This window comes from Geothrix sp. SG200 (assembly GCF_022808935.1).
GTDB lineage: Bacteria > Acidobacteriota > Holophagae > Holophagales > Holophagaceae > Geothrix > Geothrix alkalitolerans.
In genome coordinates, this window is record NZ_JAKZFR010000002.1 from 266,658 (window position 1) to 278,981 (window position 12,324).

The following is a 12,324-nucleotide window of genomic DNA, read 5'->3' on the forward strand; positions in this document are numbered from 1 at the left end:
CTCTATCAGGGCGCCCCTGGGCCCAGGTGGCCTTTCGCAGTGGCCAGGAACCGCTCCCGCGCGAAGGCGTGGTCCACGATGGGCTCTGGGTAGGCGAGCCGCTGACGAATCGCCTGGGGGGCCTTCCAGGGCTCGTGGATGAAGGCGGTGGGGCAGTCGGCCAGCTCCGGCACCCAGCGCCTGACATAGCGGCCCTCGGGATCGAACTTCAGCCCCTGCGAGGTGGGGTTGAAGACGCGGAACCAGGGCTGGGCGTCGCAGCCGCAGCCGGCGCACCACTGCCAGCCGGCGTTGTTGGCCGCCCAGTCGCCGTCGGTGAGCCACTTCAGGTAGTGGGCCTCGCCGCGCCGGTAGTCGAGCAGCAGGTGCTTGGTCAGGAAGCTGGCGGCCACCATGCGGGCGCGGTTGTGGACAAAGCCTTCGGCCTTCAGCTGCCGGGCTGCGGCGTCCACCACCGGATAGCCCGTGCGGCCCTCCGTCCAGGCCTCCCAGGCGGCTGCGTCCTCGCGCCAGGGGAAGCCCTCGAACCCGCGACGGAACGGGCGCTCCAGCACCTCCGGCCACTCCCACAGCAGGTGGTGGCTGAACTCACGCCAGAGCAGCTCGTTGAGGTAGCGGCGCCCGGACTCCTCTGCTCCGGCTGCCGCCACGGCCTGCCAGAGCGCACGCACGGACAGGGTGCCGAACTTCAGATCGGCGCTGAGCCGAGAGGTGCCGGGCAGGTCCATGCGGTTCCGGCCCACCCCGTAGTCCGCCAGAGCCGCTTCCAGGAAGGCTTTCAGGCGCTGGTGGGCCGCCCGCTCCCCACCAACCTGGAGGCGGGGATTGGGTACGAGCCCCAGCGCCTGAGGCGAAGGAATCGGCACCGTGTCGGCCCGGATGTTCGCGGGAACCGGCGGGAGCGACCGCGGGGCCGGCAGCGCCGGTTCCAGATCCAGCTTCGCCCCGCAGGCCCGGGCGAAGGGCGTGAACACCCGGAACATGCCGCCCTGCCCGTTCCGCACCGAGCCCGGCGGCAGCAGCGTTTCGCCCTCGAACAAGCGGAAGGCGATGTCCGCGCGGGCCAGGGCTTCGCCCACCCGGCGGTCGCGCTCCCGCGCGAAGGGCTCCACCCAGCGGTGGGCCAGCACCTGGTCGGCTTTCCAGGCCGCAGCCAGGCGGGGCACCACCTCCACGCTGCGACCCGGTACCACCAGCAGGCGCGATCCAAGGTGGGCCAGGTTGGCCTCCAGGGACACCAGCGACGCCAGCAGGAACTGCATGCGGTGAGGCAGGCCCCGGACCCGCTCCGATGCAAAGAAGAAGGGATCCAGCACGAAGAGCGGGATCACCTCGCCCGCGGCGGCGGCTTCGCAGAGCGGCCCGTGGTCCGCCACGCGGAGGTCCTTGCCCCGGAACCAGACGATGCTGCGCATGCAGAAAGCCTAGCCGGGAACGCGAAAATCAGATGGCCTGGCCGCCCCGCTCCCCGGTGCGGATGCGGATGCACTCCTTCAGGTCCTGGACGAAGATCTTGCCGTCGCCCACCGCGCCGGCCCCGTGCCGGGCCGTGCGGATGATGGTGTCCACGGTGATGTCCTCGAACTCGTCGTTGCAGGCGATGGTGATCTGGACCTTGGGGATCAGGTTGGGCACGATCTTCTTGCCGCGCTGGACCATGATCTCCTGCTGCCGGCCATGGCCGCTGACCCGGGAGACGGTGATGCGCTCGATCTCGGCCTCGATGAGGGCCTCGCGGACCTCGTCGAGCTTCTCCTCGGGGATGATGGCGGTGATGAGCTTCATCAAAGCCTCCTGGTTCAGCCTAGTTGAGGTTGTTCAGGCCATAGGCGCGCTCGCCATGGATCTCGTGGTCGAGGCCAGTCTTCTCCACGCCCTCGGCCACGCGGAAACCGACCACCTTCTCCACCAGCCAGGCGATGAGCAGTGTCATCACCACCGAGAACACGATGGTGGTTGCCACCGCAAAGGCCTGGACCTTCAGCTGGGAGAGCAGGCCCCAGCCGGGGTGCTTGGCCGCGGCCTCGGCCCACCAGGAGCCCCGGATGAAGAAGGTGAGGCCCAGGGCACCGACGATGCCGCCGGTGCCGTGGATGCCGAAGGCGTCCAGGGAGTCGTCGTAGCCCAGCCGGTTCTTCAGCATGATCATGCCGTAGCAGGTGCAGGAGGCGATGGCGCCGAGCGCGATGGCACCGCCCACCTGGACCACGCCCGCGGCCGGGGTGATGACCACCAGGCCCGCCAGGATGCCCGAGGCCATGCCCAGGCTGGTGGGCTTGTCCTCACGGATGATCTCGATGAGTACCCAGGTGAGTGCGCCCGCGGCCGCGGCCACCTGGGTGACCGTGAGGGCCCGGGCGGTCTCCAGGTTCGAGGCGATGGACGAGCCCGCGTTGAAGCCGAACCAGCCCACCCACAGCAGTCCCGCGCCGATGAGGGTGAAGGTCAAGTTGTTCGGCGCCATGGCGGTCTTCGGATAGCCGTGGCGGGCCCCCAGGAACAGGGCCAGGGCCAGGCCCGCCACGCCCGAGGAGATGTGCACCACCGTACCGCCGGCGAAGTCGATGGCTCCCTTGGCGCCGAGGTTGAAGAAGTAGCCGTCGGAGGCCCACACCCAGTGGCAGAGCGGGCAGTAAACAAGGAGCACCCAGAGCGTGATGAAGGCCACCCAGCCCCTGAAGGAGATGCGCTCGGCCACAGCCCCGGCGATCAGGGCCGGCGTGATGATGGCGAACTTGCCCTGGAACATGGCGAAGGCGTACTCGGGGACGCCGGCCGGCAGGATGGTGTGGTCGATGCCCCGCAGGAGCACCAGGTCCCGGCTCCAGCCCACCAGGCCGCCGAGGGCGTTCGGTCCGAAGCTCAGCGCGTAGCCCACCACCGTCCAGAGCACGCCCACCACGGCCATGGCCGAGAACGAATGCATCATCGTCCCCAGCACGTTCTTGGTGCGGACCAGCCCACCGTAGAACATGGCCAGCCCCGGCACCATCAGCAGCACCAAGGTGGTGGAGGTCAGCATCCACGCCGTGGTTCCCGTGTCGTTCACCGGGGCGGTCCCGGCGGCCAAGGGGAGCCCCGCGCCCAGGCCCACGCCCAGGATGGCGGCGAAACGAAGGGATCGCGTCCAGCTCATCGGTTCCTCCGGGGAAGCGAAGTGGGCCTGCCGGTGAAATTGAAGATGGAAAGTCTACCTTTGAATCAATCCATTTTATGGATTGATGGTCAATCATTAAAATAATTGATACACGTATAACCCGGCTCCGGGAGCCGCGGCCGGAAGCGATCCCGCTCGGTCCCTGCCCAGCCCCGCTCAGTCCCCCTCACCCCCCCTAGCCGTTGGCACCGCTGGCCAGGGCCACCTGCCAGAGCCCCGTGGGATCCGGATGCATGAGCCATTCGGAGACGATGGGACGTCGCGTCCACGCGCCCACTTCCAGTTCATGATCGAGCTGCCCCGGGCTCCACCCGGCGTAGCCCAGGAAGAGGCGGTAGCGGGCCGATGAATCCGCCAGCAGGGACTCCAGCAGATCCTTGCGGTGGCTCACGAAATGGGTGAGGTCCACCACCGTGTCCTCATCCGCCGGCAGGCCGCCCTGCACCAGGAGGATGCCCCGCTGGGGGTCCACGGGGCCGCCGCGCCAGGCCGTGGCGTCTTCGGAACCTTCATACTCCAGGCCGCCCTCCTCGCCGACCTGGGCCAGCGCGAGGGGCAGGGGCCGGTTGAGGATGATCCCCAGCGCGCCTTCCTCGTCGTGTTCCACCACCAGCACCACCGTGTGCAGGAAGTTGGGGTCCAGGAGGGAAGGGCTGGCCACCAGGAGGCAGGGGGCTTCAGGCGTCATGATGCCGAGAATGATAGCCCACGGGGCGCGCCCGGATAGCCTGGAGGGATGCGTATGCCTGCACCATCCCACCTCGGCGCCCTGGGCGAAGGCCTCGCCCTGCTGCGCCGCCATCCCCTGCTCTTCCTGGGGCTGGCGTTGCTGGCCATGAGTCTCTCCCAGCTGGGGCCGGCCCTGGAACTGGCGGCCGGAGCCGGTCCCAGCCTGCCGGTCCAGGCCCTCTTCGGTCTGGCGGGCCTGTTGCCGTTGGAGATGTACTTCATTCCCAGGCTGACTGCGCAACTGGATGCGGAGCTCCGCAACCACCCGGCCAATCCCGTCGCAGCCTGGCACGACGCCTTCGAAGGCCGCTGGCTGCGCACCTTTCTGCTCCGTCTCGGCTTGAGCGTGGCCATCGGTCTGGGCCTGCTGTGCTTCCTGCTGCCCGGCATCCTCATCCTCACCCTCTTCGGCTGGGCGCCCCTGCGGATGCTGCTCCGCGGGGATTCAGTGCCGGCCGCCCTGCGCTGGAGCCAGGCCGCCATGGCGCGGAATTGGCCTCGGGTCGTCCAGGCGGTGCTCGCCCTGCTCCTGGTGGCCCTGCTCTACCAGATCGTCGCGGGCTGGGCCCTCGATCGCCTGCTGCCGCCCACGGACCCCGACCTGGGCCCCGGTGCGCTGCTTCGCCTGAAACATCCGGCCTTCTGGATCTTCAACCTGCTGGGCGGCGCCATGAACCTCTGGCTCAGCTGCTCCCTGCTGGCGCTATACCACCGGCTTGAATCCACGGTGGCCACGCCTGCGGCCTGATCATTCCTCGTCGTCGAAGAAGCCCGGATCCTCGATCTCGACCAGGTCGCCAGCCTCCAGGGCCCGCCGCTGTGCGGAGGTGAGAGGGGCTTCCGCCCAGCGCGGGTCCGTCTTGCCGTGGAGGAAGTGGGCCGAGGGCTCGGCCTCCTCGAAGGCCTCGCGGGTGCGCCAGAGGTGCACCCAGCCCACGTGGTTGATGCGGGCCCAGACCTTCACGTGCAGGGCCCTCCGGCGGATCCTTCCTTCCGCAGCACGGAGACGGCATGCAGAAGGAGGGGCCAGGCCAGCTGGATCTGCTCCAGGGCCGCCGCGGGGCGGCCGGAGAGGTTGAGGATCACTGTCCGTCCCGCGATGCCGCAGACGGCGCGGCTGGCGAAGGCCAAGGGATGCCCGCCCTTGGCGCGGATCAGTTCGCAGATGCCCGGTGCCTCGCGCTCCATCACACGACGCGTGGCCTCGGGTGTGGTGTCCCGGGGCCCGAAGCCCGTCCCACCGCAGGTCAGCACCAGAGGCGTGCCGGCGGCGACCGCGGCCCGGAGATCCGTCTCCAGGGCCGCGGGATCGTCCGGCATCAGCGAGGAGGTCACCGCCTTCACCCCCTGCCCCTGGAGCCAGGACGTCAGCAGAGGCGTCGACTGGTCCTGGTACTCCCCGCGCGAGGCGCGGTCCGACAGGGTGATGAGGTGGACGCGGTCCATGTCAGGGCATCACGAGATCGTCGTCGGCCAGGGCCTTTTCGGTCTGCGCCTTCCGGTAGGCCAGGTAGCGGTCGCGAATGCCAGCATCCGTGAGGGAGAGGATGGAGGCGGCCAGCAGCGCGGCGTTGATGGCCCCGGCCTTGCCGATGGCGAGGGTGCCGACGGGAATGCCCGAGGGCATCTGCACTGTGGAGAGCAGCGCATCCATGCCCTCCGTGGCCCAGCCCTTCATGGGCACGCCAAGCACCGGCAGGTGGGTCTTGCTGGCGCAGACGCCCGCCAGGTGCGCCGCCCCGCCCGCCGCCGCGATGATTACCTTCATGCCCCGGCCCTCGGCGCCCTTACAGAACTCGACCACCTTCTCCGGCGTGCGGTGCGCGCTGGCCACATGGGCCTCGAAGGGGATCCCCAGCGCCTTGAGCGTCAGGGCCGTGTGCTGCATGGTCTCCCAGTCGTTCTTGGAGCCCATCAGGATGCCCACCAGGGGAGTCGTCGTCATGGTCGCCTCTCAATCACCAGGGGCCAGGAGGGCCGCCTTGGGAAGGGCCATTCTAGCGGAGCCTGAGACCGTGTCCTACCACCTCGACCACCCCAGCGCCCAGAGGACGCCCAGGAAGGCCAGGGCTTCCTGGTCATCGGAGTCCATGCGCTGGTTCCGCTCGCGAAGCTCTTCGGGACTGGGGCCGCGCATGACGACGCGGTGGGTGTCCTGAGCGGGATCCTCCAGCAGCACCCAGTCGGGGGCCGTGCGGCCCACCACGGCGGCGCCGATGCGCGGGGCGGCGCCCTGGGCGCCGGCCTTCCAGCGCACGTCCAGGGGCTCCCACTGCCCCGCGTTCATCACGCGCCAGGAGCCTTCGGCCGGCACCGTGGCAAGGTCCAGCACCGCGTCGCGGTCCAGGAACCGCACGATGAGCCGCGCCCGCGGCGCCGCCACAACCCCTGGCTTTCTACAGCCGAGGCCGGCCAGGAGGAGCAGTATCACCACGAGAACGCGCATCCGACTCTCCCGCCCCCCATTTTGAGTCTTTTCCCACCGGCGCAAAGGGCACCTTGGCGCGGTCCTCCCTAGACTACTTCCGGAAGTACGCCCGGATCGCGTTCACCACGGCCACGGCGTAGCGCTCGCGGAAGCCGGGATCGCGCAGGTTGGCGGCGTCCTCCTCGTTGGTGAGGTTGGCCACTTCGATGAGGGCCTTGGTGGCACCGGTGCTGTAGCGGATGACGGCGGGGATCCACTTGCCGCCGCCGCGGTGGATGACGTTGCGGATGGGGCGGTTGGCGTGGACGGGGATGCTGTCCTTCTGGAGGGCCGTCAGCAACGCTTCCGAGAACTGGCGGGACCGGGCCTCGCCCTGAAGCTTCTCCCGGCCCGTGAAGGCCACGCGGCTCGAACGCCGCGCCTCGGCCACGCGGCCGGTCTTGGCGCCGCCCAGGGCGAAGGTCGACGGCACCAGGGCGGCCCCGGGTACGTAGATCATCGAGCCTCGCGCCGAGGGGTGCAGGCTGTCGGCGTGGAAGCTGAGGAACAGCGTCTTCTGGGCATCGCCCCGAGTCTTCCGGAAGGCCGCGAAGAGGTCGTTGGCCAGCACCCAGCGCAGGTGGACGCTCACCGCCGAAGGGCTCTCACCGTCCACGGCGAAGGGCGGGCTGGTGAGGATCTCCGCGGCGCGACTGGGCGTGCGGATCGATTCGCGGCTCTTGAATCCCAGACCTGGATAGCGGATGGTGCTGCTCACCTGGGCCTCGGTTTCCTCCTCCAGGAGCCGGCGCACCCGCATGGTGATGTCGTAGACGAAGTCCGATTCCCACAGGCCGTTGGCCCGGGCGCCTGGGTCCACACCGCCGTGGCCGGCGTCCAGGATGATCCGCACGCCCTTGAGCTTGGGACCGGCTTCCACGCGCGCCGTGCGGCGGACCTCGGCGCGGACCTCGCGCTCTTCCGCCAAGCCCGAGCTGCCCTCGGACTGGAAGGGATCCGCCAAGTAGGCCACGGGGATCTTGACGAGCTGGCCGGGCTGAATGCCGCGCACGTCGGCGATGCCGCTGCGGCGGGCGATGAGGTCCGCCAGCTCGTTCACGCCCTTGGGATCCACCCGGTCCGTGTAGCGGATGACCACGCTCGAATACAGTGCCTCGCCCTTGCGCATGCGATAGGCGGCGTACTTGCCCCGGGCGTCCTCGCCGAAGGAGAGCAGCGCGCGATAGGCCGCTACGCGGGCCTCGTCGTCCAGCTCGTCCTCGGGCTGGGACCGGTCGGGCCCGCGGCCCGCGCCGCCGAGGTCTGCCGACAGCAGGTTGCGGGGGATGCGCCAGATGTCGCCTTCCCGCAGCTTTTCCGGCAGGTCGGGATTTTCAGCCATGAGCCGATCGTAATTCTGGCCGTGCCCCGTGAAGAGCGCCGCCATGGTCCAGACGGATTCCACCTCGGGGTGGCGGACAGTGTGCCGCACCTCCTCCTGCCGCCACTGGTCGTCCGGGAACAGCGCCGACAGGGCCCAGCGCTTGCCCTGGGGGCTCAGCCCCTCGAAGGCCACCCAGCCGCCGGGATCCACGCCCTTTGCCAGGAAGGCCTTCGGCAGGGCCTTCCCTTCGACGCTGAGGCTCTTGCGGAACTGGAGGCGCAGGAGGATGGGCCGGCCTTCGGGCGTGCGGGCCTGCGCTAGCACCGGCGCGGGTTCCTGCGCCACGGCGATCATGGCGGGCAGGAGCAGGACCGTCGCGCGCCTCAGGCCTGCCGGCATGCGGAGGCTCAGGCCTGCCGGCATGCGGAGGCTCAGGCCTCCCACGGGGCCTCGCCCGTGGGCAGCGCCTCGCCGGTGCGTCCGGCCCGCACCCAGGCGCGGAAGGATTCCTGGAGGCCCTCGGGATCCTCGGACCGGGCGCGGAGGAAGATCGCCAGGCGGCGCTCCAGGTGGCCGGCGCCCTCCTCCAGCAGGAAGAGGCGGTCGTGGAGCCGCTCGTGGGGGGCCTTACCGGTGCTGGGCGGCAGCTTGAGCGTACCCATGTCCAGGGTGGCGGCGTTGAGGGTGAACACCCACTCCAGGTCGCCGGAGAGGATGCGCAGCTTCATCTTCGCGGGGCGCATGCCTCGGCCGAGCGCCTCGAAGGCTTCGCGGCATTCCGAGGGGTTTCCCTTGCGGAGACTGATTTCCTTAACCTCGCCGCGCTCGGAGGCCAGCTGGATGGCATCGTCCACGAAGCAGCCGGAGCCGTCGCCGTCTTCTCCGCTGGCGCCGCCTTCGGTCATGCTCTTCATCCACAACCAGAGCAGGAACTCTTCGCCGAGAAAGCGGCCCTGCTCCATCAGTTCAAGCGGCTTCACCTAGGCCTCCTCGACTTCGAGATCCAGCGGATCCAGGGCCATCAGGCCCTCCACGGGCAGTTCGGGGCACAGCCGTCCGGCCAGCACCAGGGGCGCCAGTGGATGGACCTCGCATCCGAAGGACTTGATGAAGAGGCTCGTGAGCGCGCCCTGGGCTTTGCTGGAGGAGGCCGTGGTCCAGAGGATCCCGCCCTTCAGGTCCCAGGCCACCTCGACCACCTTGGGCGTGGGAAGGACCTTGCGCAGCAGCTCGGCCTTCACCTCGTCCTGCAGGGAGATGCGGGCTTCCTTGCCGATGAAGGCCAGGTCCTTCTCCTTCTGGATGGTCTGCAGGCGGAGCTCCACATGAGCCTTCAGCAGCGTGGACGGCACCCGGCGCGTATCGATGCGGAGGCCGAAGACGGCGAAGCGCTCTTGGCTGACCCAGTTCTCGTCAGGCGGGGTGATGAGCGGGTTGCGCCAGTCGCACCAGCCGATGCGCTCCTCTTCCGAGCCATCCTGGAAGGGGCGGAACTGGTCCTGCTCCAGTCCTGCCTGGAGGTCCTTGGGATCGGGCACCGGGCCCAGTACCAGGAAGCGTTTGAGGGACACGGTCCCTTGCAGCATGCTCATGAGGCGCCGCCTCCGAAAAGACCCCGCAGGCGGCCCCAGAACCCGCTGGCATGATCCCGGGCGTCCGGGCGCAGCAGGTCCAGGGGTTCCCCGCTCGCGGGCAGGGGAAGGGAGGGATCGTTGAGGACCAGGACCACGCCGGTGACGTTGTCACGCCCGCCCCGTGCGATGGCCTCTTCCACCAGCAGCTCCAGGCTGCGTCGGGGGCTGAGGCTCTGATCCAGCACCTCCCGGATGTGGCCGTCGCCCACCTCGCCGTGGAGCCCGTCGGAGCAGCAGAGGAGGCGGTCCCCCCGGCGCAGGGTGAGCCGGGAAAGGGCCACCTTCAGCGGCTGGGGCGAGCCCAGGGCCTGGGTGATCATGTTGCGCTGGGGATGGGTGCGTGCCTGCTCCCGGGTGAGGGTGCCCTGGGCGACCATGTCGTTCACGAGGGTCTGGTCCTCCGTGATCTGGTGAAGCGCGCCCTGGCGCAGCAGATAGGCCCTGGAATCTCCGATCTGGGCCACGTAGGCACAGCCGCCCCAGATGACCGCGGCCGTGAGCGTGGAGCCCATGCCCCGGGCCGAGCGGTCGTCATCGGAGTAGCGCAGGACGGCATCACTGGCCTCCCGAACCGCGGCTTCCAGCGCCTTGACCAGGTCAGCCTCGCGGCCCTGGCCCGGCGCAAGCCGCCCCCAATGACCGAACAAGTAGAGGGAGATCGCCGCCAACCCCTCCCGGCTGGCGACCTCGCCGGCGGCAGCTCCGCCCATGCCGTCCGCAACAGCCACCAGCAGGCCCGGCTCGCCCACCTTCAGCGAGCTGGCGGGCGCATTGATGATGGGCTCTTCGCCATCCAACGCGCTCAGCAGGTAGGCATCTTCGTTGTTCCTCCGGACTTTGCCCGGATGGGTGATCGCGGCGAAATCGATGAGCATGAGGAATGACAACCCTGGCGAGCGGCGGGTTCGAGGAGGTACGGAGGGCCCTTTCCGTTCATCATAGCGGGTGGAGGAGCGAATCTAATGGCTGAAGGCCCCGCGGAAACGGATCTTCTGGACTTGTTGATCGTCGGGGCCGGCCCCGCGGGCATCGCCACCGCCGTGGAGGCGCGCCGGGCAGGCATCCAGCGCCTGCTGCTGCTGGAAAAGGGGCCCAGCCACAGCTTTTCCATCGAGAAGCTCTACACCCCCGGGAAACGGGTGGACAAGGTCTACCTGGGCCAGGACGTGGATTGCGAAGGCGCGGTCTGCATCGTCGACGGCACCCGGGAGACCGTGCTGGCGACCCTGGACGACTTCGTGCGCCAGCACGGCCTGGAGATCCGCAGCCAGACGGAAGTCAGCCGCATCACCCCGCTGGAGGGAGGCGGGTTCGAGGCCGCGGATGCGCAAGGGGCCCTCTACCGGGCTAAGACCGTGGTCATCGCCATCGGCGTGTTCGGCCGGCCCAACAAACCGGACTACCCCATTCCGGCCAGCCTCAAGGGCCACGTCCGCTTCGACCTCACCGAGGCGATTCCCGAGGGGGAGCGCGTGCTGGTGGTGGGAGGCGGCAACACGGCGCTGGAGTACGTGGAATACCTCTATGCGGGGCATTCCGTGACCCTGGCCTACCGAGGGGTGGAGTTCACCAAGGCCAACGAGGTGAACCGCCGGATTCTCCAGGAACTGGAGGCCTCGCGCCAGGCTGCGGTCTGGCGGAACGCGGACATCACCTCACTCAGGGACACTGGGGAAACCCCGCGAGTCGAGGTTCTCTTCAAGGACGGACGGATGGCCCGATTCCACCGGGTGGTCTACGCCCTGGGCGGCGCCACACCGGAAGGATTCCTGCGCCAGGCCGGGGTGGAACTGGACGGCAGGCACCCCCAGGTGGACCACCGGTACCACTCCACCGTCCATGGGCTCTTTCTGGCGGGCGACCTGGTGGCGGGCGGGAAAGGCTCCATCGTGAAAGCCTTCAATACCGGCCGGGCCGTAGTCTGGGAGGGGCTCTGCCAGGGGCACCTGGAATGCCGGATTCCGGGATCCGAGGCCGGGCTTTGACCGGCTGCCTCGCCATCCTCGGCCCGGGGGCCCTCGGGCTGTCTGCGGCCCAGTGGGCGGCCGAGTGCGGGCTGGACGTGCGGCTTCTGGGTAGGGATCTGGCGCATGCCCGCCACGGACTGGAAGAGGTGGAACGACGCTGGAAGCTGGCCCTGGAGAGAGGCACCCTGTCGCCCGAGGTCCATGGGCAGGCCCGGACCAGGATCCAGGTGGCCTCTTTTGGGCCGAAGGCCATGGAGGACGTGAGCATCTTCCTGGAGGCCCTACCCGAAGATCCCGCCGTGAAAGCTCCGGCCCTGGCCGAGGCCGCCCGCTGGGGCGCCGCAAACCTGCTGATGTTGTCTGGCACCTCGGCTCTGCCCATCGCGGGCCTGGCAGAGGCCGCACAGATCCCCGGGCGTCTCCTGGGCTTCCACCTCTTCCTGCCCGTGCCCCGCATGGCGGTGGTGGAAGTCACGGTGCCTCCCGGGACCACGCCGGATCTGCTGGCCCGCGCCCAGACCCTCGGCCTGGTTCTACGCAAGCGGGTGGTGGTCGTGAGGGACCAACCCGGATTCGCTGCGGCCCGCATGGCCCTGGCCCAGGGGTTGGAGGCCATTCGGCTGCTGGATGCCGGCGTGGCCTCCGCGGATGACCTGGATGCGCTCATGACCCTGGGCTATGGCCACCCCACGGGGCCCCTGGAACTGTCGGACCGCGTGGGCTTGGATCTGCGCCTGCGGATCGCAGAGGGGCTCTTCCAGGGTTCTGGAGATGCCCGTTTCGAACCACCAGCCCTGCTTCGGCAGCTGGTGGCCCGAGGAGAGACCGGACGGAAAGCGGGGAAGGGTTTCTACATCTGGGACCCAGACGGGAGGCGCCTGTGAGCCCCACCATCATCGTGGTCGGAGGCCTGGTCCTCCTGTTCGTGATCTACGTCGCATATCGGATCGGCAAGGTGCTGCTGCGGGTCTTCGTGGGCCTGGCCGCGCTGGCTCTGCTAAGCTGGGGGCTCTGGAAACTGTTCCATTCCTGAATCTCCAGCCTTC

At 69.1% G+C, this 12,324-nt stretch carries 16 protein-coding genes; 4 read left to right on the forward strand and 12 right to left on the reverse strand.

Translation table 11 applies throughout. From position 1 onward, the window contains the following. Positions 1-5: 5 nt before the first annotated feature. The 4 genes from ML539_RS06565 to ML539_RS06580 form a co-directional block, all read right to left on the reverse strand. On the reverse strand, positions 6-1,415 hold the full coding sequence (locus tag ML539_RS06565) for a deoxyribodipyrimidine photo-lyase (protein WP_243321853.1): 1,410 nt from the start codon (positions 1,413-1,415) through the stop codon (positions 6-8). A gap of 28 nt (positions 1,416-1,443) precedes the next feature. After that, positions 1,444-1,785: a P-II family nitrogen regulator gene (locus tag ML539_RS06570; RefSeq protein WP_243288214.1), complete on the reverse strand. Its 342-nt coding sequence runs from the start codon at positions 1,783-1,785 to the stop codon at positions 1,444-1,446. A gap of 19 nt (positions 1,786-1,804) precedes the next feature. Next, a complete protein-coding gene (locus tag ML539_RS06575) occupies positions 1,805-3,136 on the reverse strand; it encodes an ammonium transporter (protein ID WP_243321855.1) in 1,332 nt (443 codons plus the stop codon). Between the two features lie 196 nt (positions 3,137-3,332). Further along, positions 3,333-3,845, reverse strand: a complete 513-nt coding sequence (locus ML539_RS06580; protein WP_243321857.1) for a YqgE/AlgH family protein — start codon at positions 3,843-3,845, stop codon at positions 3,333-3,335. A 54-nt stretch (positions 3,846-3,899) separates the two neighbouring features. Between ML539_RS06580 and ML539_RS06585 the strand changes: the two genes are divergently transcribed. Then, on the forward strand, positions 3,900-4,634 hold the full coding sequence (locus ML539_RS06585; protein WP_243321858.1) for a hypothetical protein: 735 nt from the start codon (positions 3,900-3,902) through the stop codon (positions 4,632-4,634). On the opposite strand, the gene ML539_RS06590 is transcribed toward ML539_RS06585, so the two are convergent. The 8 genes from ML539_RS06590 to ML539_RS06625 form a co-directional block, all read right to left on the reverse strand. After that, on the reverse strand, positions 4,635-4,850 hold the full coding sequence (locus tag ML539_RS06590) for a hypothetical protein (protein ID WP_243321860.1): 216 nt from the start codon (positions 4,848-4,850) through the stop codon (positions 4,635-4,637). Beyond that, entirely contained in the window at positions 4,847-5,332 is a 486-nt protein-coding gene (locus ML539_RS06595) for a MogA/MoaB family molybdenum cofactor biosynthesis protein (RefSeq protein WP_243321862.1), read from the reverse strand. The genes ML539_RS06590 and ML539_RS06595 overlap by 4 nt, the downstream gene beginning before the upstream one ends. A 1-nt stretch (position 5,333) precedes the next feature. Continuing rightward, positions 5,334-5,831: a 5-(carboxyamino)imidazole ribonucleotide mutase gene (gene purE / locus ML539_RS06600; protein ID WP_243321864.1), complete on the reverse strand. Its 498-nt coding sequence runs from the start codon at positions 5,829-5,831 to the stop codon at positions 5,334-5,336. A 75-nt stretch (positions 5,832-5,906) separates the two neighbouring features. Next, positions 5,907-6,332, reverse strand: a complete 426-nt coding sequence (locus ML539_RS06605) for a hypothetical protein (protein WP_243321866.1) — start codon at positions 6,330-6,332, stop codon at positions 5,907-5,909. A 73-nt stretch (positions 6,333-6,405) separates the two neighbouring features. Beyond that, positions 6,406-8,100, reverse strand: a complete 1,695-nt coding sequence (locus tag ML539_RS06610; protein WP_243321868.1) for an N-acetylmuramoyl-L-alanine amidase — start codon at positions 8,098-8,100, stop codon at positions 6,406-6,408. Positions 8,101-8,108: 8 nt separating this feature from the next. Next, a complete protein-coding gene (locus ML539_RS06615; RefSeq protein ID WP_243321870.1) occupies positions 8,109-8,657 on the reverse strand; it encodes a hypothetical protein in 549 nt (182 codons plus the stop codon). After that, positions 8,658-9,269, reverse strand: a complete 612-nt coding sequence (gene rdgC / locus ML539_RS06620) for a recombination-associated protein RdgC (protein ID WP_243321873.1) — start codon at positions 9,267-9,269, stop codon at positions 8,658-8,660. It abuts the gene before it with no gap. Next, on the reverse strand, positions 9,266-10,186 hold the full coding sequence (locus tag ML539_RS06625; RefSeq protein ID WP_243321874.1) for a protein phosphatase 2C domain-containing protein: 921 nt from the start codon (positions 10,184-10,186) through the stop codon (positions 9,266-9,268). The genes rdgC and ML539_RS06625 overlap by 4 nt, the downstream gene beginning before the upstream one ends. 87 nt (positions 10,187-10,273) lie before the next feature. Here ML539_RS06625 and ML539_RS06630 point away from each other — a divergent pair, with 87 nt between their 5' ends. The 3 genes from ML539_RS06630 to ML539_RS06640 are packed head-to-tail and all read left to right on the forward strand — an operon-like array spanning position 10,274 to position 12,311. Beyond that, complete coding sequence (locus ML539_RS06630) at positions 10,274-11,296, forward strand: NAD(P)-binding domain-containing protein (protein WP_243321875.1); 1,023 nt, start codon at positions 10,274-10,276, stop codon at positions 11,294-11,296. Continuing rightward, a complete protein-coding gene (locus ML539_RS06635; RefSeq protein ID WP_243321884.1) occupies positions 11,293-12,162 on the forward strand; it encodes a 3-hydroxyacyl-CoA dehydrogenase family protein in 870 nt (289 codons plus the stop codon). Before ML539_RS06630 ends, ML539_RS06635 begins: the two co-directional genes overlap by 4 nt. Further along, positions 12,159-12,311 carry a hypothetical protein gene (locus tag ML539_RS06640; protein WP_243321886.1) on the forward strand — a complete coding sequence of 51 codons (153 nt, stop codon included), beginning with the start codon at positions 12,159-12,161 and terminating at the stop codon, positions 12,309-12,311. Before ML539_RS06635 ends, ML539_RS06640 begins: the two co-directional genes overlap by 4 nt. Positions 12,312-12,324: the final 13 nt, after the last annotated feature.

Bases quoted from the DNA above. Each gene is read 5' to 3' on its own strand.
- rdgC (WP_243321873.1), bottom strand. From the start codon at position 9,269: ATGAGCATGCTGCAAGGGACCGTGTCCCTCAAACGCTTCCTGGTACTG.
- ML539_RS06630 (WP_243321875.1), top strand. From the start codon at position 10,274: ATGGCTGAAGGCCCCGCGGAAACGGATCTTCTGGACTTGTTGATCGTC.
- ML539_RS06625 (WP_243321874.1), bottom strand. From the start codon at position 10,186: ATGCTCATCGATTTCGCCGCGATCACCCATCCGGGCAAAGTCCGGAGG.
- purE (WP_243321864.1), bottom strand. From the start codon at position 5,831: ATGACGACGACTCCCCTGGTGGGCATCCTGATGGGCTCCAAGAACGAC.
- ML539_RS06580 (WP_243321857.1), bottom strand. From the start codon at position 3,845: ATGACGCCTGAAGCCCCCTGCCTCCTGGTGGCCAGCCCTTCCCTCCTG.
- ML539_RS06585 (WP_243321858.1), top strand. From the start codon at position 3,900: ATGCCTGCACCATCCCACCTCGGCGCCCTGGGCGAAGGCCTCGCCCTG.
- ML539_RS06605 (WP_243321866.1), bottom strand. From the start codon at position 6,332: ATGCGCGTTCTCGTGGTGATACTGCTCCTCCTGGCCGGCCTCGGCTGT.
- ML539_RS06610 (WP_243321868.1), bottom strand. From the start codon at position 8,100: ATGCCGGCAGGCCTGAGCCTCCGCATGCCGGCAGGCCTGAGGCGCGCG.
- ML539_RS06595 (WP_243321862.1), bottom strand. From the start codon at position 5,332: ATGGACCGCGTCCACCTCATCACCCTGTCGGACCGCGCCTCGCGCGGG.
- ML539_RS06575 (WP_243321855.1), bottom strand. From the start codon at position 3,136: ATGAGCTGGACGCGATCCCTTCGTTTCGCCGCCATCCTGGGCGTGGGC.
- ML539_RS06565 (WP_243321853.1), bottom strand. From the start codon at position 1,415: ATGCGCAGCATCGTCTGGTTCCGGGGCAAGGACCTCCGCGTGGCGGAC.
- ML539_RS06570 (WP_243288214.1), bottom strand. From the start codon at position 1,785: ATGAAGCTCATCACCGCCATCATCCCCGAGGAGAAGCTCGACGAGGTC.